This window comes from Streptomyces eurythermus, assembly GCF_014649115.1.
Lineage (GTDB): Bacteria > Actinomycetota > Actinomycetes > Streptomycetales > Streptomycetaceae > Streptomyces > Streptomyces eurythermus.
Genome location: NZ_BMSK01000022.1, coordinates 71,916 through 94,812, shown reverse-complemented (window position 1 = coordinate 94,812; position 22,897 = coordinate 71,916). Strand labels below are relative to the sequence as shown.

22 protein-coding genes are annotated in these 22,897 nt (G+C 73.5%); 5 read left to right on the top strand and 17 right to left on the bottom strand.

Going from position 1 to position 22,897, the window contains the following annotated elements:
* Positions 1-196 precede the first annotated feature (196 nt).
* On the bottom strand, positions 197-1,174 hold the full coding sequence (locus IE251_RS33490) for a 2-hydroxyacid dehydrogenase (RefSeq protein WP_189756704.1): 978 nt from the start codon (positions 1,172-1,174) through the stop codon (positions 197-199).
* Between the two features lie 75 nt (positions 1,175-1,249).
* Between IE251_RS33490 and IE251_RS33485 the strand changes: the two genes are divergently transcribed.
* Positions 1,250-2,248 carry an aldo/keto reductase gene (locus IE251_RS33485; protein WP_189756703.1) on the top strand — a complete coding sequence of 333 codons (999 nt, stop codon included), beginning with the start codon at positions 1,250-1,252 and terminating at the stop codon, positions 2,246-2,248.
* Positions 2,249-2,550: 302 nt separating this feature from the next.
* Entirely contained in the window at positions 2,551-3,708 is a 1,158-nt protein-coding gene (locus IE251_RS33480) for a PQQ-dependent sugar dehydrogenase (RefSeq protein ID WP_373302087.1), read from the top strand.
* Positions 3,709-3,755: 47 nt separating this feature from the next.
* On the opposite strand, the gene IE251_RS33475 is transcribed toward IE251_RS33480, so the two are convergent.
* The 6 genes from IE251_RS33475 to IE251_RS33450 all read right to left on the bottom strand — a co-directional run bounded on the left by IE251_RS33475 (position 3,756) and on the right by IE251_RS33450 (position 9,337).
* Complete coding sequence (locus IE251_RS33475) at positions 3,756-3,965, bottom strand: DUF6191 domain-containing protein (protein ID WP_030793151.1); 210 nt, start codon at positions 3,963-3,965, stop codon at positions 3,756-3,758.
* Positions 3,966-4,003: 38 nt separating this feature from the next.
* The gene (locus IE251_RS33470) at positions 4,004-7,042 is read right to left on the bottom strand and encodes a helix-turn-helix transcriptional regulator (protein WP_189756701.1); all 3,039 of its coding nucleotides are present in this window, start codon (positions 7,040-7,042) and stop codon (positions 4,004-4,006) included.
* A gap of 239 nt (positions 7,043-7,281) precedes the next feature.
* Entirely contained in the window at positions 7,282-7,485 is a 204-nt protein-coding gene (locus tag IE251_RS33465) for a hypothetical protein (protein WP_373302086.1), read from the bottom strand.
* 195 nt (positions 7,486-7,680) lie between these two features.
* Positions 7,681-8,298, bottom strand: a complete 618-nt coding sequence (locus IE251_RS33460) for a hypothetical protein (protein ID WP_189756700.1) — start codon at positions 8,296-8,298, stop codon at positions 7,681-7,683.
* Between the two features lie 35 nt (positions 8,299-8,333).
* Positions 8,334-8,909 (bottom strand): GNAT family N-acetyltransferase, encoded by a 576-nt coding sequence (locus IE251_RS33455; protein ID WP_189756699.1) that lies wholly within the window; start codon positions 8,907-8,909, stop codon positions 8,334-8,336.
* 59 nt (positions 8,910-8,968) lie between these two features.
* Positions 8,969-9,337 (bottom strand): hypothetical protein, encoded by a 369-nt coding sequence (locus IE251_RS33450; protein ID WP_229897041.1) that lies wholly within the window; start codon positions 9,335-9,337, stop codon positions 8,969-8,971.
* A 76-nt stretch (positions 9,338-9,413) separates the two neighbouring features.
* Here IE251_RS33450 and IE251_RS33445 point away from each other — a divergent pair, with 76 nt between their 5' ends.
* Positions 9,414-10,211, top strand: coding sequence for an SAM-dependent methyltransferase (locus IE251_RS33445; protein ID WP_373302085.1), 798 nt, complete (start codon positions 9,414-9,416; stop codon positions 10,209-10,211).
* Between the two features lie 62 nt (positions 10,212-10,273).
* Here the strand turns inward: IE251_RS33445 and gatB are convergent, their stop codons facing one another.
* From gatB to IE251_RS33395, 10 genes are all read right to left on the bottom strand, one after another.
* A complete protein-coding gene (gene gatB / locus IE251_RS33440; RefSeq protein ID WP_189756697.1) occupies positions 10,274-11,788 on the bottom strand; it encodes an Asp-tRNA(Asn)/Glu-tRNA(Gln) amidotransferase subunit GatB in 1,515 nt (504 codons plus the stop codon).
* A 16-nt stretch (positions 11,789-11,804) separates the two neighbouring features.
* Positions 11,805-12,044: a hypothetical protein gene (locus IE251_RS33435; protein ID WP_030614455.1), complete on the bottom strand. Its 240-nt coding sequence runs from the start codon at positions 12,042-12,044 to the stop codon at positions 11,805-11,807.
* On the bottom strand, positions 12,041-13,540 hold the full coding sequence (gatA, locus tag IE251_RS33430; RefSeq protein WP_189756696.1) for an Asp-tRNA(Asn)/Glu-tRNA(Gln) amidotransferase subunit GatA: 1,500 nt from the start codon (positions 13,538-13,540) through the stop codon (positions 12,041-12,043). Before gatA ends, IE251_RS33435 begins: the two co-directional genes overlap by 4 nt.
* A gap of 5 nt (positions 13,541-13,545) precedes the next feature.
* On the bottom strand, positions 13,546-13,842 hold the full coding sequence (gatC, locus tag IE251_RS33425) for an Asp-tRNA(Asn)/Glu-tRNA(Gln) amidotransferase subunit GatC (RefSeq protein ID WP_004925108.1): 297 nt from the start codon (positions 13,840-13,842) through the stop codon (positions 13,546-13,548).
* A gap of 93 nt (positions 13,843-13,935) precedes the next feature.
* Positions 13,936-14,430 carry a cupin domain-containing protein gene (locus tag IE251_RS33420; protein ID WP_189756695.1) on the bottom strand — a complete coding sequence of 165 codons (495 nt, stop codon included), beginning with the start codon at positions 14,428-14,430 and terminating at the stop codon, positions 13,936-13,938.
* A gap of 125 nt (positions 14,431-14,555) precedes the next feature.
* Complete coding sequence (locus tag IE251_RS33415; protein ID WP_189756694.1) at positions 14,556-16,811, bottom strand: putative bifunctional diguanylate cyclase/phosphodiesterase; 2,256 nt, start codon at positions 16,809-16,811, stop codon at positions 14,556-14,558.
* A gap of 259 nt (positions 16,812-17,070) precedes the next feature.
* The gene (gene ligA / locus IE251_RS33410; protein ID WP_189756693.1) at positions 17,071-19,266 is read right to left on the bottom strand and encodes an NAD-dependent DNA ligase LigA; all 2,196 of its coding nucleotides are present in this window, start codon (positions 19,264-19,266) and stop codon (positions 17,071-17,073) included.
* Positions 19,267-19,280: 14 nt separating this feature from the next.
* Positions 19,281-20,288 carry a methionine synthase gene (locus IE251_RS33405; protein ID WP_189756692.1) on the bottom strand — a complete coding sequence of 336 codons (1,008 nt, stop codon included), beginning with the start codon at positions 20,286-20,288 and terminating at the stop codon, positions 19,281-19,283.
* Between the two features lie 88 nt (positions 20,289-20,376).
* Positions 20,377-21,075, bottom strand: coding sequence for an SDR family oxidoreductase (locus tag IE251_RS33400; RefSeq protein WP_189756691.1), 699 nt, complete (start codon positions 21,073-21,075; stop codon positions 20,377-20,379).
* A 7-nt stretch (positions 21,076-21,082) separates the two neighbouring features.
* Positions 21,083-21,622, bottom strand: a complete 540-nt coding sequence (locus tag IE251_RS33395) for an LOG family protein (RefSeq protein WP_189756690.1) — start codon at positions 21,620-21,622, stop codon at positions 21,083-21,085.
* A gap of 77 nt (positions 21,623-21,699) precedes the next feature.
* Here IE251_RS33395 and IE251_RS33390 point away from each other — a divergent pair, with 77 nt between their 5' ends.
* Both IE251_RS33390 and IE251_RS33385 read left to right on the top strand, forming a co-directional pair.
* Entirely contained in the window at positions 21,700-22,023 is a 324-nt protein-coding gene (locus IE251_RS33390; RefSeq protein WP_189756689.1) for a DUF427 domain-containing protein, read from the top strand.
* 63 nt (positions 22,024-22,086) lie between these two features.
* Positions 22,087-22,869, top strand: a complete 783-nt coding sequence (locus IE251_RS33385; protein WP_189756688.1) for an alpha/beta fold hydrolase — start codon at positions 22,087-22,089, stop codon at positions 22,867-22,869.
* The last annotated feature ends 28 nt before the right edge of the window (positions 22,870-22,897 follow it).

The following is a 22,897-nucleotide window of genomic DNA, read 5'->3' as shown; positions in this document are numbered from 1 at the left end:
CCGTGCATCGCCCGTCGCCCCCCTCACAGATCTGAAATGTCCATCCCCGGCGCCGAATGTCAGCGGCGCTGCCCCTGCCCGGGACGATACACCAGGATCGTCACTCAGGGACATAGCGTCTCTACGCTCCGTGACGACCAGGGCGTATGCCGGTACAGCGAGCGTCCGAAAGATTGCGGAGGGTGCCGGAAGGCGCCTAGCGCCCGGTTGCTCCCGCCGTTTCGGGACCGGTCGTAAGGATCACGTTCCGCAGGGGTTCGCGGTTCACGAACCGGGTCAGCTGGTCGGCGATCAGCCGCTTGGCGCGCGGCAGGAAGGCCGAGGAGGGCCCGCCGACATGCGGGCTGATCAGCACGCCCGGCGCCTGCCACAGGGGGTGGCCGGGGGGCAGCGGCTCGGGGTCCGTCACGTCCAGGGCCGCCGTGATCCGGCCCCGCTCCAGTTCGGCGAGGAGCGCCTTGGTGTCCACGACGGCTCCGCGCGCCACATTGACGAGCAGCGCACCGTCCTTCATCCGGGCGAGGAAGTCCGCGTCCACGAGTCCGCGGGTGTCCTCCGTAAGAGGGGTGCACAGGATCACGACGTCCGCGTGCGGAAGCAGGGAGGGCACATCGGTGATCGGGTGCACAGGACCGCGCGCTACCGTGCGACCGGAGCGTGCGACCCGTGCGACCCGCGCTACCTCGAACGGCACGAGCCGGTCCTCGATGGCGGCGCCGATGGACCCGTAGCCGACGATCAGCACGCTCTTGTCGGCGAGGGAGGGATGGAATCCGCCGGCCCAGCGCTCCTGCCGCTGGGCGCGGACGAATTCGGGGATGCCGCGCAGCGCGGCGAGGGTCAGGGTGAGCGCCAGCTCGGCGGTGCTGGTCTCGTGCACGCCCCGCGCGTTGCACAGGCGTACGCCCGGCGGAATGTCCGAAAGCCGCGCGGTGATGTCGTCGACGCCGGCGGTGAGCGTCTGGACCACCCGGACGTTCGTCAGGTGCGGCAGCGGGCCCACCCGGACCGACAGCCGCTTCATGTACGGCACCACGTACACCGCGCACCGCTCCGGGTCGCCGGGAAACGGCTGGTCACCGTCCGCGCCACCGTCCCAGAACAGGTAACGGGGCCCCGCGGGCAGCCCCTCGATCTCCTCGGGCGGAATGGGAAGCCAGACCTCTGCACTCATGCCAGGAGGCTATGTCAGGCCCGCGTACGCGCAGAGGTTAGGTTGGTGGCCGGGCAGAGGGAGGTTCACGAGCAGGTGGAGCGCAGGACGATCGGCGCGGGGGGACTCGCGGTGGGGGCCGTCGGACTCGGATGCATGCCGATGAGCTGGGCGTACACCGCATCCCGGCAGCGGGGTGAGGAGTCGGTCAAAGCCGTGCACCGGGCGCTGGACCTCGGCTCGGACCTGCTGGACACCGCGGACATGTACGGCCCGTTCACCAACGAGCTGCTGCTGGGCCGGGTGCTCAGGGAGCGGCGCCGGGACGCCTTCGTGGCCACGAAGGTGGGGCTGCTGGTGGGCGAGCAGCACATCGTGGCCAACGGCCGCCCCGGCTATGTGCGCCGGGCCTGCGACGCCTCGCTGCGCCGGCTCCAGACGGACGTGATCGACCTGTACCAGCTGCACCGCCCCGACCCCGAGGTGCCCGTCGAGGAGACGTGGGGCGCGATGGCGGACCTGGTGCGGGCGGGGAAGGTGCGCGCGCTGGGCCTGTGTGCGCTGGGGGCGCGCGGCGGACGCCGCTCGGGCGCCGGGCTGTACGACGCGACGCTGCGCCGGTTGCAGCGGGTCCAGCAGGTGTTCCCGGTGAGCGCGGTGCAGGCGGAGCTGTCGGTGTGGTCGCCGGAGGCGCTCCAGGCGCTGCTGCCGTGGTGCGAGGCGCGCGGGGTCGGTTTCCTCGCGGCGATGCCGCTGGGCAACGGCTTCCTGACCGGCACGCTGACGCCGGGCGAGGGTTTCGAGCCGGACGACGTGCGCGCCCGGCATCCCCGGTTCACGGCCGAGATGATGGCGGCCAACCAGCCGATCGTCGCGGGTCTGCGGCGCATCGCCCGGCGGCACGGCGAGGACGTCACCCCGGCCCAGGTGGCGCTGGCCTGGGTGCTGGCGCAGGGCCGTCATGTGATCGCGCTGCCGGGCACCAAGCAGGAGCGCTGGGCCGCGGAGAACGCGGGGGCGGCGGGGCTGCGGCTGACCGCGCGGGACCTGGCGGAGGTGGCCGGGCTGCCGGCGGCGCAGGGTTCCTGGGACTGAGGTCCCGGGACGGTGTTGCTCCCGGGACCGAGGTTCTCGAGCTGTTCCTGGGACCGAGGTTCTGCGGGTTGTTCCCGGGACCGCGTCTCCGGGACCGGGATTTCCGGCCACCGTGGACCGGTGACCGGGGATCAGGGCCCGGTGGCCGGGGCGCGACGCTCGACGAGCGAGACGCGGCGTCCGGGGACCGGGACCCGGTCCCGGGAAGCCGGTCCGGCGCGGACGGCCGGTGTCCGTCGTCCGTGGCCGCGGAGTAGCGTGCGGCGTGAGGCCGCCGTGGTGTCCGCCGGCCGGAAGGGAGCGTGATCGTGCGACGTCGAGCCGTACCGGCCCTGCTGGCCGCGACCGCCCTGCTGCTCACGGCCGGCTGCTCCTCGGAGGGCGGCGACGCGCCGGGCCGGACGCCGGCCGCCACGGTCTCCGGGGGGTCCGGCGCCTCCCGGGCCACCGAGCCGGCCGCGCCCGCCAAGGGATCGGCGAAGGTGCTGCGCACGGTGGCCGAGGGGCTGAAGTCACCATGGGGGCTGGCCGCGCTGCCGGGCGGTGATCTGCTGGTCTCCTCCCGGGACGAGGGCACGATCAGCCGGATCGACACGAAGACCGGCCGGACGACGGTGCTGGGCACGGTCTCCGGGGTCTCCCCGGCCGGGGAGGGCGGGCTGCTGGGCATCGCGCCGTCCCCCGGCTACGCCTCGGACCACATGATCTACGCCTACTTCACCTCGGCCTCGGACAACCGGATCGTCCGCGTGCGCTACGACGAGCGGAAACCGGCCGGTGAGCGGCTGGGCGCTCCCGACACGGTGTTCAAGGGCATCCCCAAGGGCACCATCCACAACGGCGGCCGGATCGCGTTCGGGCCGGACGGCATGCTGTACGCGGGCACCGGCGAGACCGGGCGGCGGGGCCTGGCGCAGGACCGGTCCTCGCTCGGCGGGAAGATCCTCAGGATGACCCCGGACGGCGAACCGGCGCCCGGCAACCCCTTCCCCGGCTCCGTCGTGTACTCCTACGGCCACCGCAACGTCCAGGGGCTGGCCTGGGACGGCCACCAGCGGCTGTACGCCTCGGAGTTCGGGCAGGACACCTGGGACGAGCTGAACGCGATCAAGCCCGGCGGCGACTACGGCTGGCCCGAGGCGGAGGGCCGCGCCTCCGCCGCCGGTTTCCAGAACCCGGTGGCCCAGTGGCACACCGACGAGGCCTCCCCCAGCGGCATCGCCCATGTGAATGGCGCGATCTGGATGGCGGGGCTGCGCGGCGAGCGGCTGTGGCGCGTCCCGCTGCACGGCACGTCGGCCTCGGCCGCCCCGCAGGCGTTCCTCACCGGCACCTACGGCCGGCTGCGCACGGTGGTCCCGGCGGGCGACGGCCGGCTGTGGCTGGTGACCAGCAACACCGACGGCCGGGGCACGCCGAAGAAGGGCGACGACCGGGTGCTGGAGCTTCAGGTCCGCTGAGCCCGGCCGTCGGCCCGCCCGCCCTTCGGCCCGCCCGTCGGCCGAGGTCAGCCGGGCTCGGGACCGGGTTCCTCGTCGGCCGGTGCCGGCGGTTCGGGCGGGGACAGCCGTATGACCGCCTTGCCGGAGGCCAGGTCTATGGGGCCGCGGCCGGGGTCGTTGTCGCCGACGTCCTCGCGGGACAGTTCCAGCCGTTTGAGTTCGTCCCGGGTGTGTTTGCGGCCGGGTGCGAACAGGTCCTCGAAGACGTTGAACACGGCTCCCCCTCGACTGCCGGTTTTCTCCAGCGTAGGTCTCACCCGGACGATCCGGCAGCGAGTGTCCCGGCCACGAGCAGGCCGAGCCGGTGCGCCACCGCCGCCGCCTCGCCCCGGCCCGAGACCCCGAGCTTGCCGAGGATGTTGGAGACGTGGACGCTCGCGGTCTTCGGCGAGATGAACAGCTCCTCGGCTATCTGCCGGTTGGTACGGCCGGCCGCGACCAGGCCGAGGACGTCCCGCTCCCGGCTGGTGAGGCCGAACGCGGCGGCCGGGTCTGCGGCCGCGTCCCGCCGCCTGCCGCCGAGGGTGAGCCGGGCCCGCTGGGCGAGCCGGGCGACGGTGTCGGCGAGCGGGCGGGCCCTCAGGTGCTCGGCGACCGCCGCGGCCAGCCTGAGCAGTTCCACGGCGCGGTCCCGTTCGTCGTCGCCGCCCTCGGCCAGCAGTGCCCCGGCCAGGCGGTGCCGGACCCGGGCGAGGTCGTAGGGGCGGTCCAGGCACTCGAAGGCGGCGACCACCGGGGCCCAGGTCTCGGCGGTGTCCCGGCCCTCGGCGCGCAGCAGTTCGGCCCGGGCCCACCGGCTGTGGGCCTGCCACAGGGGGACGCCGGTGGTCAGCTTCCGTACGGCCGTGGCGAGGCGGTCGAGGATCCCGGCGCGGCCGGGCCGGGCGGCGGGCAGGGTGCGGGCGTCGGCCTCGGCGGTGGCGGCGGCCAGCAGCAGCGGCCAGCCGTACCGGTGGGTGCCGGGCGGGAAACCGGCGTCCAGGACCGGCAGCAGGAGCGCGCGGACGTCGTCGATCCTGCCTTCGGCGGCCGCTATGCCGACGGCGGTGCGGATCAGCGGCAGGGACTGCTGGGGCCGCGGGTCGTGGGTGCCGTACCAGGAGCGGGCGGTGGCGAGCTGCCGGGCGGCCTCGGCGAGGTCGCCGTGGGCCAGGGCGAGGTGGGCCAGGCGCAGGGCGCCGCCTGCCCGGGGCTTGGCGCTGTGGCCGACGCGGGTGGCGTGTGCGGCGGCCTCGGCGGCCTCGTCCCACCGGCCGAGCGCGTAGAGCGCCTCGGAGAGGTTGCCCCAGGCCCAGGCCCCGGAGTCCAGCAGTCCGTAGCGGCGGCAGAACTCGATGCCCTCGCGCAGCAGCGGGACGGCCTCCCGGTCCCGGCCGACGCTGCGCAGCGCGGACGGCAGGTTGACGTAGGCCCGGCCGGCGACCGGGTGCACGCCCTCCGCCAGGGTGTCCCGCAGCACCTGCCGCATCTGCGCCAGGCCCGCCTCCGGGTCGCCGGACTCCACCGTCAGCCCGCCCAGGGTGAGCAGGGCGTGCAGTTCGGTCTCGCGGGCGCCCACCATGCGCGCGTACTCCACGGCCCGTTCGGCGGCGGCCAGCGCCTCGGGGCCGGGCCGGTGCTGCATGGACCAGTTGGCGACGACCGCCAGCACCTCGGCGTGCACCTCGGACGGCGGCAGACCGCGCACCAGTTCCTGCGCGGTGGCCAGTTCCCGCCAGCCGTCGCCGCGGGCCTGGGCCTGCACCAGCCGGGAGCGCTGCACCCAGAACCAGGCGGCGCGCAGCGGGTCCGGGTCCTCCTCCAGCAGGCGCAGGGCCCGCTTGGTGATCTTCAGGGCGCGTTCCCGTTCGCCGCCGAAGCGGCCCGCCACCGCGGCCTCGGCCATCAGGTCGAGGTAGCGCAGCGGGGTGGTGGCCGGGTCGCAGCCGCACGGGGGGTACACCTCCGCGTAGTCGACCGGGCGCAGGGCGGCGCGCACCTCGGCCGGGGCGGAGTCCCACAGTTCCATCGCCCGTTCCAGCAGCCCGAGTTGTTCGGTGTAGGCGTGCCGGCGGCGGGCGACGACGGCGGCGGCGAGGACGGCGGGCAGGGCCTTGGCCGCGTCGTGCGCGTGGTACCAGTAGCTGGCCAGGCGCATCACCCGGGCGTCGGCGGGGACGAGCGTGGGATCGGTCTCCAGGGCCTCGGCGTAGCGGCGGTTGAGCCGGGAGCGTTCGCCGGGCAGCAGGTCGTCGGCGACGGCCTCGCGGACCAGGGAGTGCCGGAAGCGGTAGCCGTCGCCGGCGGGGGTGACGGTGAGGATGTTGGCGCCGACGGCGGCCCGCAGCGCCTCGATGAGGTCGTCCTCGGCCAGCCGGGCCACGGCGGCGATCAGCCGGTACTCCACCGTGGAGCCGCCCTCGGCGACGATCCGGGCGACCCGCTGGGCGCTCTCGGGCAGTGCCTCGACCCGGACGAGGAGCAGGTCGCGCAGGGAGTCGGTGAGACCGGTGCAGTTGCCCTGGCAGGCGGCGACGGCGAGTTCCTCGATGAAGAAGGCGTTGCCGTCGGAGCGTTCGTAGATCTCGTCGACCTGGGCGGGGTCGGGTTCGGCGGCGAGGATGCCGGCGATCTGGCGGCAGGCCTCCTCGCGGGTGAAGCGGGCGAGTTCGATCCGGCGGACGGTGCGCAGCCGGTCCAGTTCGGCGAGCAGGGGGCGCAGCGGGTGGCGGCGGTGGATGTCGTCGCTGCGGTAGCTGGCCAGGACGAGGAGGCGGCCGGCGCGCAGGGTGCGCAGCAGATAGGCGAGCAGGTGGCGGGTGGAGGCGTCGGCCCAGTGCAGGTCCTCCAGGACCAGGACGACGGTGTGGCCGGCGGCGACCCGCTCCAGCAGCCGGGCGGTCAGCTCGAACAGGCGGGCCATGCCCTGTTCGTCGTGGCGGCCGGCGCCGGCCTCGCCGAGGTCGGGCAGCAGCCGGGCCAGCTCCTCTTCCTGGCCGGCCGCGGCGGCGGCGAACTCCTCGGGCAGGGCGTCGCGCAGGGCCCGCAGCGCGGCGGAGAAGGGGGCGAACGGCAGCCCGTCGGCGCCGATCTCCACGCAGCCGCCGACGGCGACGACCGCGCCGCGGCCGGCGGCGGCCGCGGCGAACTCCTCCACGAGGCGGGTCTTGCCCACGCCTGCCTCGCCGCCGAGCAGCAGCGCCTGCGGCTCGGCGGCGTCGGCGCGGGCGAGCGCGTCGCGCAGCGTGGCCAACTCGGCGGTGCGGCCTACGAACACGGGACTGACGGACCTGGTCTCCACGGGCCCGAGCATCGCACGAGGTCCCGAGGACCCGGCACTGGTTTTCCACAGGCCCCGTGTGATGGTCGTACTGGTGGGCGGGAGAACCCCACCGGCAGCCGGAAGGGCCGTACCCGCAGCCGGGACGGCCGTACTTACAGCCGGAGGGGTCGTACCGACGGCCGGAAGGGCCGTGCGGCTCCGTCGGGAAGCCCCAAGGCCCTGGTGCCGTGAGCGGCCGACCCCCGTCCGGCCGCTCCGCTCCCCCGTCGTCACGCGGTGCGCGGCAGCCCCTGCCGGCGGGAGCCGTCGGTATGCGACTCGGCGGCCGGGGCGGCATGGCCGGATCGCCCGCGGCGGGCGGCGCGGCGGGAGCGGACGACCTCGCGGGCCAGGCGCTCCTCCCGGGCCGCGCGGCGCAGCTCGGCGGAGCGCAGGCGGTGCAGTTCGAGCTCGTACATGGCGGGTTCGTACATGGCGGGTTCCTCCCGGGATCCGGTGTCGGTGCCGCTTTCCGCGACGCCTCCCACCTTCGTCCCGCGGCCGGGTCCGCCGCATCGGGAGAGTTCCGCATCTTCGCGCGTCCGGTGGACCGTACGCGCGCGTAAGGGGCCTTAGGGCGTCCGCGCACCGGGCGGGGACGCCCTAAGGCCCCTGGGTTCCACGTCAGCTCAGCCGGCGGAGGGCACGGCCAGCAGGGCGTCGGAGTACTTCAGGACGGCCAGCAGCAGGCCGATGACGCCGAGCGAGAGGCCCGCCCAGGCCACCGACCTGATCCAGGCGGCCTGCGGGCGGCCCGGGGCGCCGAACGCGGGCCGGACCAGCACCACCACGGCGGTGATCAGCGCGGCCAGCGCGAACAGCCCGGCCCACAGGGCGGTGGTGTGCCAGGCGTCGCCGTAGACCTCCTTGAGCTGGGTGCCGACGCTCGCGCTGGTGGACGTCCGCAGCTGGCCGATGAGCTGCTCGCGGGCGGAGGCGACGGTGCCGATCCAGCCGCCGGTGAGGGAGACCAGGCCCAGCGCGGCGGAGACGACGGCGCCGGCGCCCTGGCCGACCCCGGAGGGCACCTTGCCACCGGCCCCGTCGGCCCCGTCGTCCTCCCGGACCCCGTCTTCCCCGTCTTCCCCGTCTTCCTCGCCGGCCGCGTCCACCGGCTCGGTCTTCCCGGTCTCCTCGGTCTCCGCCACGGCCCCGGGGCCGGCCGTCGTCGTCTCGTCGTCCTTGCGCGCCTCGGTGCCGGACCCGGTGCCGGCGGTCTCAGCGCCTTCCGCTGTCTTCGTTGCCATGCCCGGCACCGTACGGACGCTGTCTGAGAGGTCTCTTAATGATCGTTCCGCTCGGTACGCGCGCGTGCCGCACGCCACTCGGGTGCCAGCACCGCCCAGATCTCCGTGCTGGTGCGCACACCCCGGTGCGGGTAGTTCTCGCGGAGCACGCCCTCGCGGGTCATGCCGAGCCGCCGGGCCACGTTGATGCTCGCCTCGTTGGCCGAGGACACCTGCCACTCCACCCGGTGCATGCCGCGCTCCTCGAAGGCCCAGTCGAGCAGGATCCGCATGCCGCGCGTGACCAGCCCGCGTCCGGCCGCGCCCGGCTCCAGCCAGCAGCCGGCCTCGCAGACCCCGCTCGGGGTGTCCCAGACGCGGAACAGCAGCCCTCCGACGAGCTTGCCGTCCAGCCAGATCCCGTGCAGGCCGCCGGCGTCGGCGGCGCGCTTGTCGGCGTACGACTTCAGCCAGGCGCGGGCCCCGTCGAGATCGGACACCGCGTCCGCGAGCCCTACGTGCCGGCCGATGAACTCCCGTCCGCGGTCGATGTTCTCCAGCAGCTCACCGGCGTGCCAGACCTCCAGTGGCCGCAGTTCGGCACCGTCGTCACCGAGCGATGTCGCGTACATCAGCCGCACTTCCTTCCCGCAATTCGTCCGCCGGGACCGGTCGGTACGGCAAAAATACGTCAGTCGAACTGGTCCCCGAGCGCCATGATCATCGTCCCTGCGATCAGCGACCACAAGGCTCTGCGGGTGCGGCCCTTGGCGCCCAGCACCGCGGCGAACGCGCACACGGCGGCGCCGAGGGCGTAGGCGGCGGGCACGAGCGCCGGGGCGGCGCCGGCGGATCTCAGCAGCGCGGCGGCCAGCCCCGCGCAGGTCAGCAGCGCCCCGGTGCCGACGGCGGCCCACCGGGCCCGCCGGGCGTCCGTCACGTACTCCTCGGCGCCCCCGGACTCCAGGGCCCGCTCCTCGGCGTCCCCGGCGGCTTCCTGCCCTTCGGCGGCCTCCTTCGTCGCGGGCTCGGCATCGGATGCGGTGGTGCTTCCCCTCATGGCGGGCGAGCGTACCTCCCGCGGCGCCGAAAACCCGGTGCGGGGCGGCCGTCCCGGCTGCTAGGGATGGTTGCTTGTGACCAACACACCGACCACACCGGACGCGCTCACCCGCCGTGTCACCCACCCGCGCTACCCCCGCAGCAACGGCTACGACGCCCGCTGGACCATCGAGAACCAGATGGGCCCGCACGCGCTGTGGCTGCTGGAGTGGCTGGCCCCCGCGCTGGGGCTGGACGCGCTGCCGCCGGGCGCGCGCGTGCTCGACCTGGGCTGCGGGCGGGCGATGACCTCCGTCTTCCTGGCCCGCGAGTACGGCCTCCAGGTCACCGCCGCCGACCTGTGGGTGGACCCCGACGACAACGCCGTACGGCTCGCCGAGGCGGGTGTCGCCGACCGGGTGCTGCCCGTGCGCGCCGAGGCCCACGACCTGCCGTTCGCCGAAGGGTCCTTCGACGCGATCGTCTCCGTCGACGCCTACCAGTACTTCGGCACCGACGACCTGTATCTGCCGTCCCTGACCCGGCTGCTGAAGCCGGGCGGGCGGATCGGGGTCGTCGTCCCGTCGCTGCGCGAGGAGCCGGCGGGCGTGGAGCCGCCGGAGCACCTCGTGCCCTGGTGGGAGCCCGCCTTCTGGTGCTTCCACACCGCGGACTGGTGGCGGCGCCACTGGACCCGCAGCGGGGCCGTGGAGGTCGAGGCGGCCGACTGGCTGGAGCACGGCTGGCGGGACTGGCTGCTGTGGTGCGAGGTGGTCGCCGAGGAGAGCTCGGACGACTTCCACATCCGCATGTCGGGCCGGTGCGCGGAGATGCTCCGCGCGGACCAGGGGCGCGCGCTGGGATTCGTACGGGTCGTGGGACGCCGGGCGTAAACCGTACGCGACCATGCGTACGGCCCCGGGGAGCGTGTCCCCGGGGCCGTACGCGGGTGGGGTCAGCCCTCGGTGACGCCGAGCTTCTCCAGGATCAGCTCCTTGACGCGGGCCGCGTCGGCCTGGCCGCGGGTGGCCTTCATGACCGCGCCGACCAGGGCGCCGGCCGCGGCCACCTTGCCGCCGCGGATCTTGTCCGCGACGGCCGGGTTGCCGGCGATGGCCTCCTCGACGGCGGCGGTCAGCGCGCCCTCGTCCGAGACGACCTTCAGACCGCGCTTGTCCACCACCTCGTCCGGGGTGCCCTCGCCCGCGAGAACGCCCTCGATGACCTGGCGGGCCAGCTTGTCGTTCAGGTCCCCCTTGGCGACCAGCTCGGTGACCCGGGCCACCTGCTGCGGGGTGATCGCCAGCTCGTCCAGCGCCGTGCCGGACTCGTTGGCGCTGCGCGCGAGTTCGCCCATCCACCACTTGCGGGCGGCGGCCGCGTCGGCACCGGCGTCGATCGTGGCGACGATCAGGTCCAGCGCGCCCGCGTTCAGGATGGCCTGCATGTCGGTGGCGGAGATGCCCCACTCCGCCAGCAGACGGGTACGGCGGGCCAGCGGCAGCTCCGGCAGGGCCGCGCGGATCTCCTCGACCCACTCGCGCGAGGGCGCGACGGGGACCAGGTCGGGCTCCGGGAAGTACCGGTAGTCCTCGGCCTCCTCCTTCACGCGGCCCGAGGTCGTGGACCCGGTGTCCTCGTGGAAGTGGCGGGTCTCCTGGACGATCGTGCCGCCGCCGGAGAGCACGGCCGCGTGGCGCATGATCTCGTAGCGGGCCGCACGCTCGACCGAGCGCAGGGAGTTGACGTTCTTCGTCTCCGAGCGCGTGCCGAACTTGTCGGCGCCCTTGGGCATCAGCGACAGGTTCACGTCGCAGCGCATCTGGCCCATCTCCATGCGGGCCTCGGACACGCCGAGGGCACGGATGACCTCGCGCAGCTCGCGGACGTACGCCTTCGCCACCTCGGGGGCGCGCTCGCCGGCGCCCACGATCGGCTTGGTGACGATCTCGATGAGCGGGATGCCGGCGCGGTTGTAGTCCAGCAGGGAGTGGGACGCGCCGTGGATACGGCCGGTGGCGCCGCCGACGTGCGTCGACTTGCCGGTGTCCTCCTCCATGTGGGCGCGCTCGATCTCCACGCGGAAGACCTCGCCGTCCTCCAGCTGCACGTCGAGGTAGCCGTTGAAGGCGATCGGCTCGTCGTACTGGGAGGTCTGGAAGTTCTTCGGCATGTCCGGATAGAAGTAGTTCTTCCGGGCGAAGCGGCACCATTCGGCGATCTCGCAGTTCAGCGCGAGACCGATCTTGATGGCGGACTCGACGCCGGTCGCGTTGACGACCGGGAGCGCGCCGGGCAGGCCGAGGCAGACGGGGCAGGTCTGGGAGTTCGGGTCGGCGCCGAGCGCCGTCGAACAGCCGCAGAACATCTTGGTCTTGGTGCCGAGTTCGACATGGACCTCAAGGCCCATGACGGGGTCGTACGCCGCCAGCGCGTCCTCGTACGACACCAGGTCGGTCGTGGTGGTCACGGTGAAAACTTCCCTCTCAGCCCAGCAGGACGTCGTCGTCGCCCAACCGCTTCAGCTCGCGGTAGAGGATGGCGAGGCCGGTGACGATGCCTGCGGCGGTGACGACGGCGTCGACGAGCCTCAGCGTGTCGTTCTCGGCGCGGGCCTTCTTGATCTGCTTCGCGGCGCCGACCGCGCCGAACGCGGTGGCGGCCATGGACAGGTACGTACCGGACTTGGACTTCTTGAAGTCCTTGGCCTTCGACAGCTTGCTCACAGCGACGGTGCCTCCTCCAGCAGCGGGTGACCCCACTTTTCCACGAAGGCGGCCTCGACGGCGGCGCCCACCTTGTACAGCCGGTCGTCCTTCAGCGCGGGGGCGATGATCTGCAGGCCCACCGGGAGGTTGTCCTCCGGGGCGAGACCGCAGGGCAGGGACATGGCCGCGTTGCCCGCCAGGTTGGTCGGGATGGTGCACAGGTCCGCGAGGTACATCGCCATCGGGTCGTCGGCGCGCTCGCCGATCGGGAAGGCGGTGGTCGGGGTCGTCGGGGAGACGATCACGTCGACCTGCTCGAACGCCTTCTCGAAGTCCCGCGTGATGAGCGTGCGGACCTTCTGCGCGGAGCCGTAGTACGCGTCGTAGTAACCGCTCGACAGCGCGTACGTGCCGAGCATGATCCGGCGCTTGACCTCGGGGCCGAAGCCGGCCTCGCGGGTCAGGGAGGTGACCTCCTCGGCGGAGTGCGTGCCGTCGTCGCCGGTCCGCCGGCCGTAGCGCAGGCCGTCGAAGCGGGCGAGGTTGGAGGAGCACTCGGACGGGGCGATCAGGTAGTACGCCGACAGGGCGAGGTCGAAGGACGGGCAGTCCAGCTCGACGATCTCGGCGCCCAGCTCCTTGAGCAGCTCCACCGACTCGTCGAAGCGCTGGATGACGCCGGCCTGGTAGCCCTCGCCGCGGAACTGCTTGACCACGCCGACGCGCATGCCCTGGACGCTGCCGTTGCGGGCGGCCTCGACCACCGGCGGGACGGGGGCGTCGATGGACGTGGAGTCCAGCGGGTCGTGGCCGGCGATCACCTCGTGCAGCAGGGCCGCGTCCAGGACCGTACGGGCGCAGGGGCCGCCCTGGTCGAGGGAGGAGGAGAAGGCGACCATGCCGTACCGGGACACCGCGCCGTAGGTCGGCTTCACGCCGACCGTGCCGGTGACGGCGGCCGGCTGGCGGATGGAGCCGCCGGTGTCGGTGCCGATGGCGAGGGGGGCCTCGTAGGCGGCGAGCGCGGCGGAGGAACCGCCGCCGGAGCCGCCGGGGATCCTGGTGAGGTCCCAGGGGTTGCCGGTCGGGCCGTAGGCGCTGTTCTCGGTGGAGGACCCCATGGCGAACTCGTCCATGTTGGTCTTGCCGAGGATGACGACGTCGGCGGCCTTCAGCCGCTTGGTGAGCGTCGCGTCGTACGGCGGGATCCAGCCCTCGAGGATCTTCGAGCCGACGGTCGTGGGCACGCCCTCGGTGGTGAAGATGTCCTTGAGCGCGAGCGGGACGCCGGCCAGCGGGCCGAGCTTCTCGCCGCGCTCGCGCTTGGCGTCCACGGCCCGGGCCTGGGCGAGGGCGCCCTCGCGGTCGACGTGCAGGAAGGCGTGGACCTTCTCGTCCACGGCCTCGATCCGGGCGAGGTGGGCCTCGGTGACCTGGACCGCCGTCAGCTCGCCGGAGGCGATCTTCTCGGCGATCTGCGCGGCCGTGAGCTTGATGATGTTGCTGTCCGTCATGGTGGTCACTCCTCCCCCAGGATCTGCGGCACCTTGAAACGCTGCTGCTCCTGGGCCGGGGCGCCGGAGAGCGCCTGCTCGGGGGTGAGCGAGGGACGGACCTCGTCCGGCCGCATGACGTTCGTCAGCGGGAGCGGGTGCGAGGTCGGCGGTACGTCTTGGTCGGCGACCTCGCTGACGCGGGCGACCGCGCCGATGATGTCGTCAAGCTGGCCTGCGAAGTGGTCGAGTTCTTCGGGCTTCAGCTCCAGACGCGCCAGCCGGGCGAGGTGGGCGACCTCCTCGCGCGTGATGCCAGGCATGCAGCGATCCTCTGGGGTGAGTGTGTGTGGTTTGGGCCCAATCCTATGGGGCCGGGCCCCGTGCCCGTGAAACGGTTTCCCCAGGGGCCCGCCTCAGCGGTGCCGGCCGTCCCAGGCCGTGCTCTTCAGGAAGTGGTTGTCGTACAGCTCCTGGACCTCCAGCAGGCTCTCCGGCGTGGCCTCGCCCAGGCGGATGCGCTGGAGGTGGCGGAAGTACTCGAAGCGCTCCACGCCTGGTGCGATGACGACGAGCAGGTCGGCGGTGGCGCCGGGCGCGGCGGCGAAGGCATGGGGGCGATCCGGCGGGACGATGATCAGGTCGCCGGGTGCGGCGGTCACCACGTCGTCACCGGAGAGGACCTCGGCCTCGCCGTCGAGCAGGTAGAACATCTCGGCCGAGCGGTGGTGGACGTGCGGGCGGGCGCCGTCGGCTCCCTCGGCGAGGGTGACCCGCACGGTGGACAGCGCGCCGCCGCTCGCACTGCTGTCGGCCAGCAGCCGTACGGCCACGGGGGCGTCCCCGACCACCTCGGCCCCGGCGTCCCGGACCAGCACGGTGTCCTCGAACCTGGGCACGAACAGCGACATGGCGCGTCTCCTCGGAATGGCCTGATACCGGTTGGTCCGAATTGCGGGTGCCCGTTCAACGATCATGGTGGCCGGACGGATTCCCCGCGGTGACGCGCGCTCACGGGCCGGGGCCCGAGGGAGGGCTACTCCGCGGCCGGCAGGGCCGGGGTCGGGCGCTGCCAGCCCCGGGAGCCGCGGGCCCGCAGCCAGGCCGTGGTCTCGTCGGGCGGCATCGCCGCGGCGACCAGCCAGCCCTGCACCGCGTCACAGCCCAGGTCCCGCAGCCGCTCCCAGGTCTCGTCGTCCTCCACGCCCTCGGCGACGACCAGCAGGCCCAGCGAATGGGCCAGGTCCACCGTGCAGCGGACGATCTCGGCGTCCTCGGTGTCGACGGCGAGCCGGGCCACGAAGGAGCGGTCGATCTTCAGCTCGCTGACCGGCAGCCGCCGCAGGTGCACCAGGGACGAGTAGCCGGTGCCGAAGTCGTCCAGGGACATCTTCACGCCGTGCCCGGTGAGCCCGGCGAGGGTGTCGGCGGCCCGCTGCGGGTCCTCCAGCAGCACGTGTTCGGTGATCTCCAGCTGGAGCGCGTAGGCCGGGACCCCGTGCCGGGCCAGGCGGGCGGCGACGGAGCCGGCGAAGCCGGGCGTGTGGACGTCGCGCGGGGAGACGTTGACGGCGACCGGGACCCGCAGGCCCTGGGCGCGCCACCGGGCGACCTGGCCGAGCGCGGTCTCCAGGACGTACTCGGTGAGGTGGGGCATCAGCCCGGAGGACTCTGCTATCGCTATGAACTCGTCCGGTGGCACCTTGCCGCGCTCGGGGTGCACCCAGCGGACGAGCGCCTCCAGGCCGGCCACCTGTCCGTCGAAGCGGACCTTGGGCTGGTAGTGCAGCTGGACCTCGTGCGCGTCGAGGGCCCGGCGCAGATCGCCGAGCAGGCCGAGGCGGTCGGGGGTGTTGGAGTCCCGCTTGGACTCGTAGACCTCGACGCCGGTGCGGTCCCGCTTCGCCTGGTACATGGCGACGTCGGCGCGGCGCAGCATCCCCTCGGCGTCGAGGGCGTGATCGGGGAAGACGGCCACACCGGCGCTGGCCTCCAGGACGAGGGTGAGGCCGTCCAGGTCGAGCGGGGAGCTGAGGGCGGTGACGAGAGAGCGGGCGACGCGCGTCGCCGACGTGGTGGAGTCGGCGACGGGGAGTAACACGGCGAACTCGTCACCGCCGAGCCGGGCGGCCTCGGCCCCGCGCGGCAGGGCGAGCCGCAGCCGGTCGGCGATCTGGAGCAGCAGCCGGTCACCGGCCAGATGACCGAGGGTGTCGTTCACCGAGCGGAAGCGGTCGAGGTCGATCAGCATGAGCGCGGCGCGCGCGCCGATGCGGTCGGCGTCGTCCAGCGCGGTCCAGATGCGCTCCAGCAGCCACTGCCGGTTGGGCAGCCCGGTCAGCGGGTCGCGCAGCTGCTCCTCGGCGCGGGCGCGGGCCATCCACAGCGTGGAGTCCAGGGCGATGAGCGGGATGGCGAAGAGCGGGAGCAGGATCGGCTCGGCGTCGGCGACGACGCACAGCAGCGGCGCGATGCCGAGCAGCGCGACGGCGACCAGCCCCTGTCTGACCAGGGCGGTGCGGGCGATGGTGGGCAGTCCGCCGTCGCGCGGGGCGTTCAGGTACCACAGCAGGCCGCGGCTGACGGCGAGGTAGGCGACCGCGACCAGGACGACCTGCGGGGCGGTGGCGATGCTCCAGTGGTCGGGCCGCCAGGGGGCCTCGACGCTCGGGACCCGGCCGAACGCGCCGAGCAGCAGGGTGCCGGCGCCGATGCCGAGGATGTCCACCGCGCCGTGCAGCACCCCTTGGCGCCAGCGGTGCCGGCGGGCGATGCCGACCAGGACGACGACGGTGAGGCTGACCAGTCCGGCGGGCACCCAGCCGTACAGCAGCAGGACGGCGAGGGTGAGGGCGGCGCCCGAGCCGGTGCCGCCCCACCAGCGGGCGCGGCCCAGCATGACGAGGTGGCCGACGACGACGCCGGTGAGCAGGGCCAGCGCCCAGCCGACCGTGCCGTTCGGGAAGAGGGCGTGATGGCCGGCGCAGGCGCGGTAGAACCCTGCGCCCAGGGTGAGGCCCGCGGCGGCGACGACGGTGGCGGGCAGCGCCGGCCAGGACGGGTGCCGTTCGGTGTCGGCGCCAGCCAGGCCGGGGACGGGCTCGACGGCCGGCGGCAGCAGGGCGGCGGGCGCGGGGGCCGCGCACGGGACGGCGGCGCGCGGGGTGACGGGGCGCGGCCGCACTCCCGTACGGCCCTCGGCCCACCCGGTCCACCGGTTCTCGCGCCAGGCCCCCGCACGGCGGCGCGGGCGCAGCCGTGCGTTGGGGGCGGCGCTCTCGGTCGGTTCCATTCCCGTCCCTCTCACAGCCGGCGGTGCCCACGCCACGCGGCCCGATGCCCGACAACCATCAGCGGCTCCGCGTCGAAGAAACCCTCCCCGGGCCTGTCGAGGGCACGGAGATGCCCCAGCCGCAGCTGGGCACGGCAGGCGCACACCTCAACAGTAGGCCGCGGAAGGCATCCACGGGCAGCGGTCTCCGACGGTTGCCCGAATGCGCCCGGGCCACCCGTATGCAACTGATATGCGCCGAACGGGTGGCCTTCAACCGCTACTCCTCGGTCGGAAGCGCGACTTCGGCCGCCGCTTCGGGGCCCTGTTCCAACAGGACGTCGAAACCGTCCTCGTTCAGAACAGGAACCTTCAGCTGCATAGCCTTGTCATATTTCGATCCGGGGTTGTCACCCACAACGACGAAAGATGTCTTTTTCGAAACGGAACCGGTCACCTTGGCGCCCCGGCTCTGCAGCGCCTCCTTGGCGCCGTCCCGGGTGTGCTTCTCCAGCGTGCCGGTGACGACGACCGTGAGCCCCTCCAGCGGGCGCGGCCCCTCGTCCTCGCCGGACGCCTCGTCCTCCAGCGGCACCCCGGCGGCCTTCCACTTGCGGACGATCTCGCGGTGCCAGTCCTCGGCGAACCACTCCTTGAGCGCGGCGGCGATGATCGGGCCGACGCCGTCGGTGGCCGCCAGCTCCTCCTCGGTCGCCTGCTCGATGCGGTCGATGGAGCGGAACTCGCGCGCCAGGGCCTGCGCGGCGACCGGCCCCACGTGCCGGATGGACAGCCCGTTCAGGAAACGGGCCAGGGGACGGGACTTGGCCGCCTCGATGTTCGCCAGCAGGGCGAGGGTGTTCTTCTTCGGCTCGCCCTTCTGGTTGGCGAAGACCGTGACGACCTTCGCCTCACCGGTCTTCGGGTCGCGCTTGGGCAGTCCGCTGTCCGGGTCCAGGACATGGGCCTTGATGGGCAGCAGCTTCTCCACCGTCAGGTCGAACAGGTCGCCCTCGTCCACCAGCGGCGGGTCGGCCGGCTCCAGCGGCCGGGTCAGCGCGGCGGCGGCCACCGCGCCGAAGTGCTCGATGTCCAGGCACTCGCGGCCCGCCAGATACGACACCCGCTCGCGCAACTGGGCCGGACAGGTACGGGCGTTCGGGCAGCGCAGGTCGACGTCGCCCTCCTTCATCGGCCGCAGCGGCGTGCCGCACTCCGGGCACGTGGCCGGCATCACGAACTCCCGCTCGCCGCCGTCCCGCAGGTCCACCACCGGGCCGAGGATCTCCGGGATGACGTCACCGGCCTTGCGCAGCACGACGGTGTCCCCGATAAGGACGCCCTTGGCCTTGACGACCTCCTGGTTGTGCAGGGTGGCGAACTCCACCTCGCTGCCCGCGACCGTGACCGGCTCGACCTGGGCGTACGGCGTGACCCGGCCGGTGCGGCCGACGCCCACCTTGATGTCGACCAGCTTGGTGTTGACCTCCTCCGGCGCGTACTTGTAGGCGATCGCCCAGCGCGGCGCCCGCGCGGTGGAGCCGAGCCGCCCCTGGAGGCGGATCTCGTCCAGCTTGACCACGACACCGTCGATCTCGTGCTCGACGGAGTGCCGGTTCTCGCCGTAGTACGCGATGAACTCGCGCACCCCGTCCAGGCCGTCGACCACGCGGTTGTGCGGGGAGGTGGGCAGGCCCCAGGTCTTCAGCAGGTCGTACGCCTGGGAGAGCCGGGTCAGGCCGGTGAAGCCCTCCAGGGCGCCGATGCCGTGCACCACCATGTGCAGCGGGCGGGTCGCGGTGACTCTCGGGTCCTTCTGGCGCAGCGAACCGGCGGCGGCGTTGCGGGGGTTGGCGAACGGCTTGTCACCGGCCGCGACCAGGCGTTCGTTCAGTTCGAGGAACTTCTCCATCGGGAAGTAGACCTCGCCGCGGATCTCCACCAGGTCGGGCACCTCCTCGCCGCCCAGGCGGTCGGGGATCTCCGCGATGGTGCGCACGTTCGGCGTGATGTCCTCGCCGGTGCGGCCGTCCCCGCGGGTGGCCGCGCGGGTCAGCCGGCCCTTCTCGTAGGTGAGGTTGACCGCGAGGCCGTCCACCTTCAGTTCGCACAGGAAGTGGTACGCCTGGTCGCCCAGTTCCCGCGCGATGCGGTCGGTCCAGGCGGCCAGCTCCTCGTCGTTGAACGTGTTGTCCAGCGACAGCATCCGCTGGCGGTGCTCGACGGCGGTGAACTCCGTCTCGTAGGACCCCGCGACCTTCTGGGTGGGCGAGTCCGGGGTGCGCAGCTCCGGATAGCGCTCCTCCAGTTCCTCCAGGGACTTCAGGAGCCGGTCGAACTCCGCGTCGCTGACGACGGGAGCGTCCTTCACGTAGTACCGGAAGCGGTGCTCCTCGATCTGCTCCGCCAGGCGCGCGTGGGTCTCGCGGGCCTCGGCGGGCACCGCTGTCGTCTCCGCTTGCTTGTCGCCGGCCACCGTGTTGTCCTCCGTTACTCAGGGTTGTCCGCGAGGGATCTCGCCGCCCGGACGCAGTGGGCGAGCGCCCGGCGCGCATAGGCGGGGGACGCCCCCGCCAGACCGCACGCCGGGGTCACCGTGACCGCCTCCGCGAGCAACCCCGGATGCAGCCCCAGCCTGCGCCACAGCGTCCTGACACCCATGACGCTACCGGCAGGGTCTGACAACGGGCCGTCCGTGCCCGGCACGACACCGGCGAACAGCCGGGTACCCGCCTCGACGGCCTCGCCGATCAGATCGTCGTCACGCTCGGTGAGCAGCGCGAAGTCGAAGGAGACGGCCGCCGCGCCGGCCCGCCGCAGCAGCGCGAACGGCACGTCCGGGGCGCAGGAGTGCACGGTCACCGGACCGTCGCCGGCCGCCGCGACGACGTCCCGCAGTGTGGCCTCCACGACCTGCCGGTCCACGGCGCGGTGGGTGCGGTAGCCGCTGGCGGTGCGGACCTGCCCGCGCAGCACGGCGGTCAGGGAGGGCTCGTCGAGCTGGAGGACGAGCCGGGCGCCCGGGACCCGCCGCCGGACCTCGGCCAGGTGCAGCCGCAGCCCCTCGGCGAGCGAGGCGGCGAGGTCCCGGCAGGCACCGGCGTCCGACAGGGCGGCCTCGCCGTTCCTCAGCTCCAGCGCGGCGGCCAGCGTCCACGGCCCGACGGCCTGCACCTTCAGATCGCCCTCGTAGCCCTGGGTGAACTCCTCCAGGGCGTCCAGGTCCTCCACCAGCCAGGACCGCGCCCGCCGGGTGTCCCGGCCCGGCCGGTCCCCGATCCGCCAGCCGCTGGGCTCCACGCGCGCGTACAGCTCGACCAGCATCCCGGCGGTCCGGCCGATCATGTCGGCGCCGGGACCGCGCGCGGGCAGCTCGGCGAGGAACGGAAAGTCCTCGAAGCTGCCGGTGACGGTCTTGGCGGCCTCCCGCGCGTCGGTGCCGGGCAGGGAGCCGACGCCGGTGGCTCCCGGGAACCTGAACTGGCTGTTTTCGCTCACCAGGGAAGCCTACGGAACCCGGCGCGCCGAGTGGTACGGGCCCGGGGTCGGCCGGCCCGGGACCCGGGTCAGCGGCCCGGGCCCCGGGTCAGCGGCCCGGGCGCACCGACAGGTCGTGGACCTCGGCGTCCCGCGGCAGGTCCAGGGCCATCAGGATCGTCGTGGCGACCGACTCGGGGTCGATCCACTTCGCCGGGTCGTACTCCTTGCCCTCCTGCTGGTGCACCTTGGCCTGCATGCGGCTGGCGGTGCGGCCGGGGTAGACCGAGGTGACGCGGACACCGTTCGCGTGCTCCTCCTGGCGCAGGGCGTCGGCGAGGGCCTTCAGGCCGTGCTTGGAGGCGGCGTACCCGGACCAGCCGGCACTGGCGTTCAGTCCGGCCCCGGAGTTGACGAAGACCACGTGGCCGCGGGCCGCCCGCAGCTGCGGCAGGAAGTGCCGGGTCAGCTCGGCCGGGGCGATCAGGTTGACGTTCAGCTGGTGGTGCCAGGACTTCGGGGTGAGGTCGCCGACCGCGCCCAGCTCGACGACCCCGGCGATGTGCAGCAGGGAGTCCACCCGGTCCGGGAGCGACTGGTGGGAGAACGCCCAGGAGAGCCGGTCCGGGTCCGCGAGGTCGCCGACCAGGGTGCGGGCGCCGGGGAAGGCGGCCGCCAGCTCCTTGGCGCGGGCCGCGTCGCGCGCGTGCAGCACGAGTTCGTCCCCGCGCGCGTGCAGCCGGCGGGCCACGGCCGCGCCGATGCCGGAACCGGCCCCGGTGATCACATGTGTAGCCATGGGGCCCATGCTCGCATCAGTGCCCGGCGAGCTGCTCCTCGAGGTAGGCCAGGGCCCCGGCGGGCTCGTCGGCGAAGAAGACCAGCTCGGCCAGCGGGCGGGGCAGGAAGCCCTCGGCCTCCATGCGGCGGAACTGCTCGCGCAGGCCGTCGTAGAAACCGGCGGTGTTGAGCAGCACGACCGGCTTGTCGGTGCGGCCGTGCTTCTTCAGCTCCAGGATCTCGGTGGCCTCGTCCAGGGTGCCGGTGCCGCCCACCATGATCACCACGGCGTCGGCCTTCTCCAGCAGCAGCTTCTTGCGTTCGGCGAGGTCGGCCGCGATGATCATCTCGTCGGCGCCGGGTCGCGCCTTGTTCGCCAGGAACTCCACGGAGACGCCGAGCAGCCGGCCGCCCGCCTCCTGCACACCGTCGGCGACGACCTTCATCAGACCGCTGTCGGAACCGCCCCAGACCAGGGTGTGACCGGCCTTGCCGAGCAGTTCCGCGAACTCGCGCGCGGGGCGCGTGTAACGCTCGTCGAGGTCGGCGGCGGACAGGAAGACGCAGATGTTCATGGCCTATACCGTACGGTGCCCGCGCCGCGCGGGAGAAAGCGCGGGAAGAAGCGCGCTCCGTCCGGTGCTGTTCCGGTATGACCGATGGACACACGATCACGATCCACAAGAGCGAGCGGCACGTGCGCGCGGTGCACGACGGCCGGGTGCTGGCGGAGACCGACCGTCCGCTGGAACTGCGCGAGACGGGCTGTCCGGTGCGGTACTACATCCCCGCCGAGGACGTACGCCTCGATCTGCTGACCCCCTCCGACACGCACACCGTCTGCCCCTACAAGGGCACGGCGTCCTACTGGTCGCTGCCGGGCGCGGCCGACCTCGTCTGGGCGTACCCCGAGCCCAAGCCCGAGATGGCCGAGCTCGAGGACCACTACTGCTTCTACGACACCGAGGTCTCATGACCACCCCCGGTATCGCCGTGTCGTGACCGGTGAGCGGGGTGCCGTGCGGCAGTCTGCACGGCCATGGACAAGAAGACGACTTCCCGCGACGGCACCTCTCTCGCGTACCACGTGACCGGCCACGGGCCGACGGTGATCCTGGTGAGCGGCGCGATGTCCACCGGCGGCACCCTGCTGCCCCTGGCCGAGCGTCTCGCGGAGCGCTGCACGGCCGTCGTCTACGACCGCCGGGGCCGCGGCGAGAGCGGCGGCACGGCGCCGTACGCGGTCGACCGCGAGGTCGAGGACCTGGCCGCGCTGGCGGACGCCGTGGGCGGCGACGCGGCGCTGTTCGGGGTCTCCTCGGGCGGCGCGCTGGTGCTGCGCGCGGCGGCGGCCGGGGTGCCGGCGACCCGGGCGGCGGTGTACGAGGTGCCGTACGCCGACCGTCTGGCGGACGGCGCCGCGCGCGAGGCGGCCTACAAGGAGCGGCTGACCGAGGCGCTGGCCGAGGGCCGGCGCGGGGACGCGGTGGAGCTGTTCCTGCGCCAGACGGGCCTCGGCGAGGCGGTGATCGAGCGCGCCCGCCAGTCCCCGATGTGGGCCGGCATGGAGACGCTCGCGCCCAGCCTCGCCCACGACGACGCGGTGATGGCCGACGGCCTGCTCCCCGGGGACCTGCTCGCCCGGATCCCCGTACCCGTCCTCGCGCTCGCGGGCGGCGCGAGCCCGGAGTGGATGCACCGGGCGGGCCAGGCGGTCGCGGAGGCGGTGCCGCGGGGCACGTACCGCGTCCTGCCCGGCCAGACCCACATGGTGGAGCCGGACGTGCTGGGGCCGGTGCTGGCGGAGTTCTTCGCGGGGTAGCCCCGCCGGGAAGGACAGGGCGGCCCGG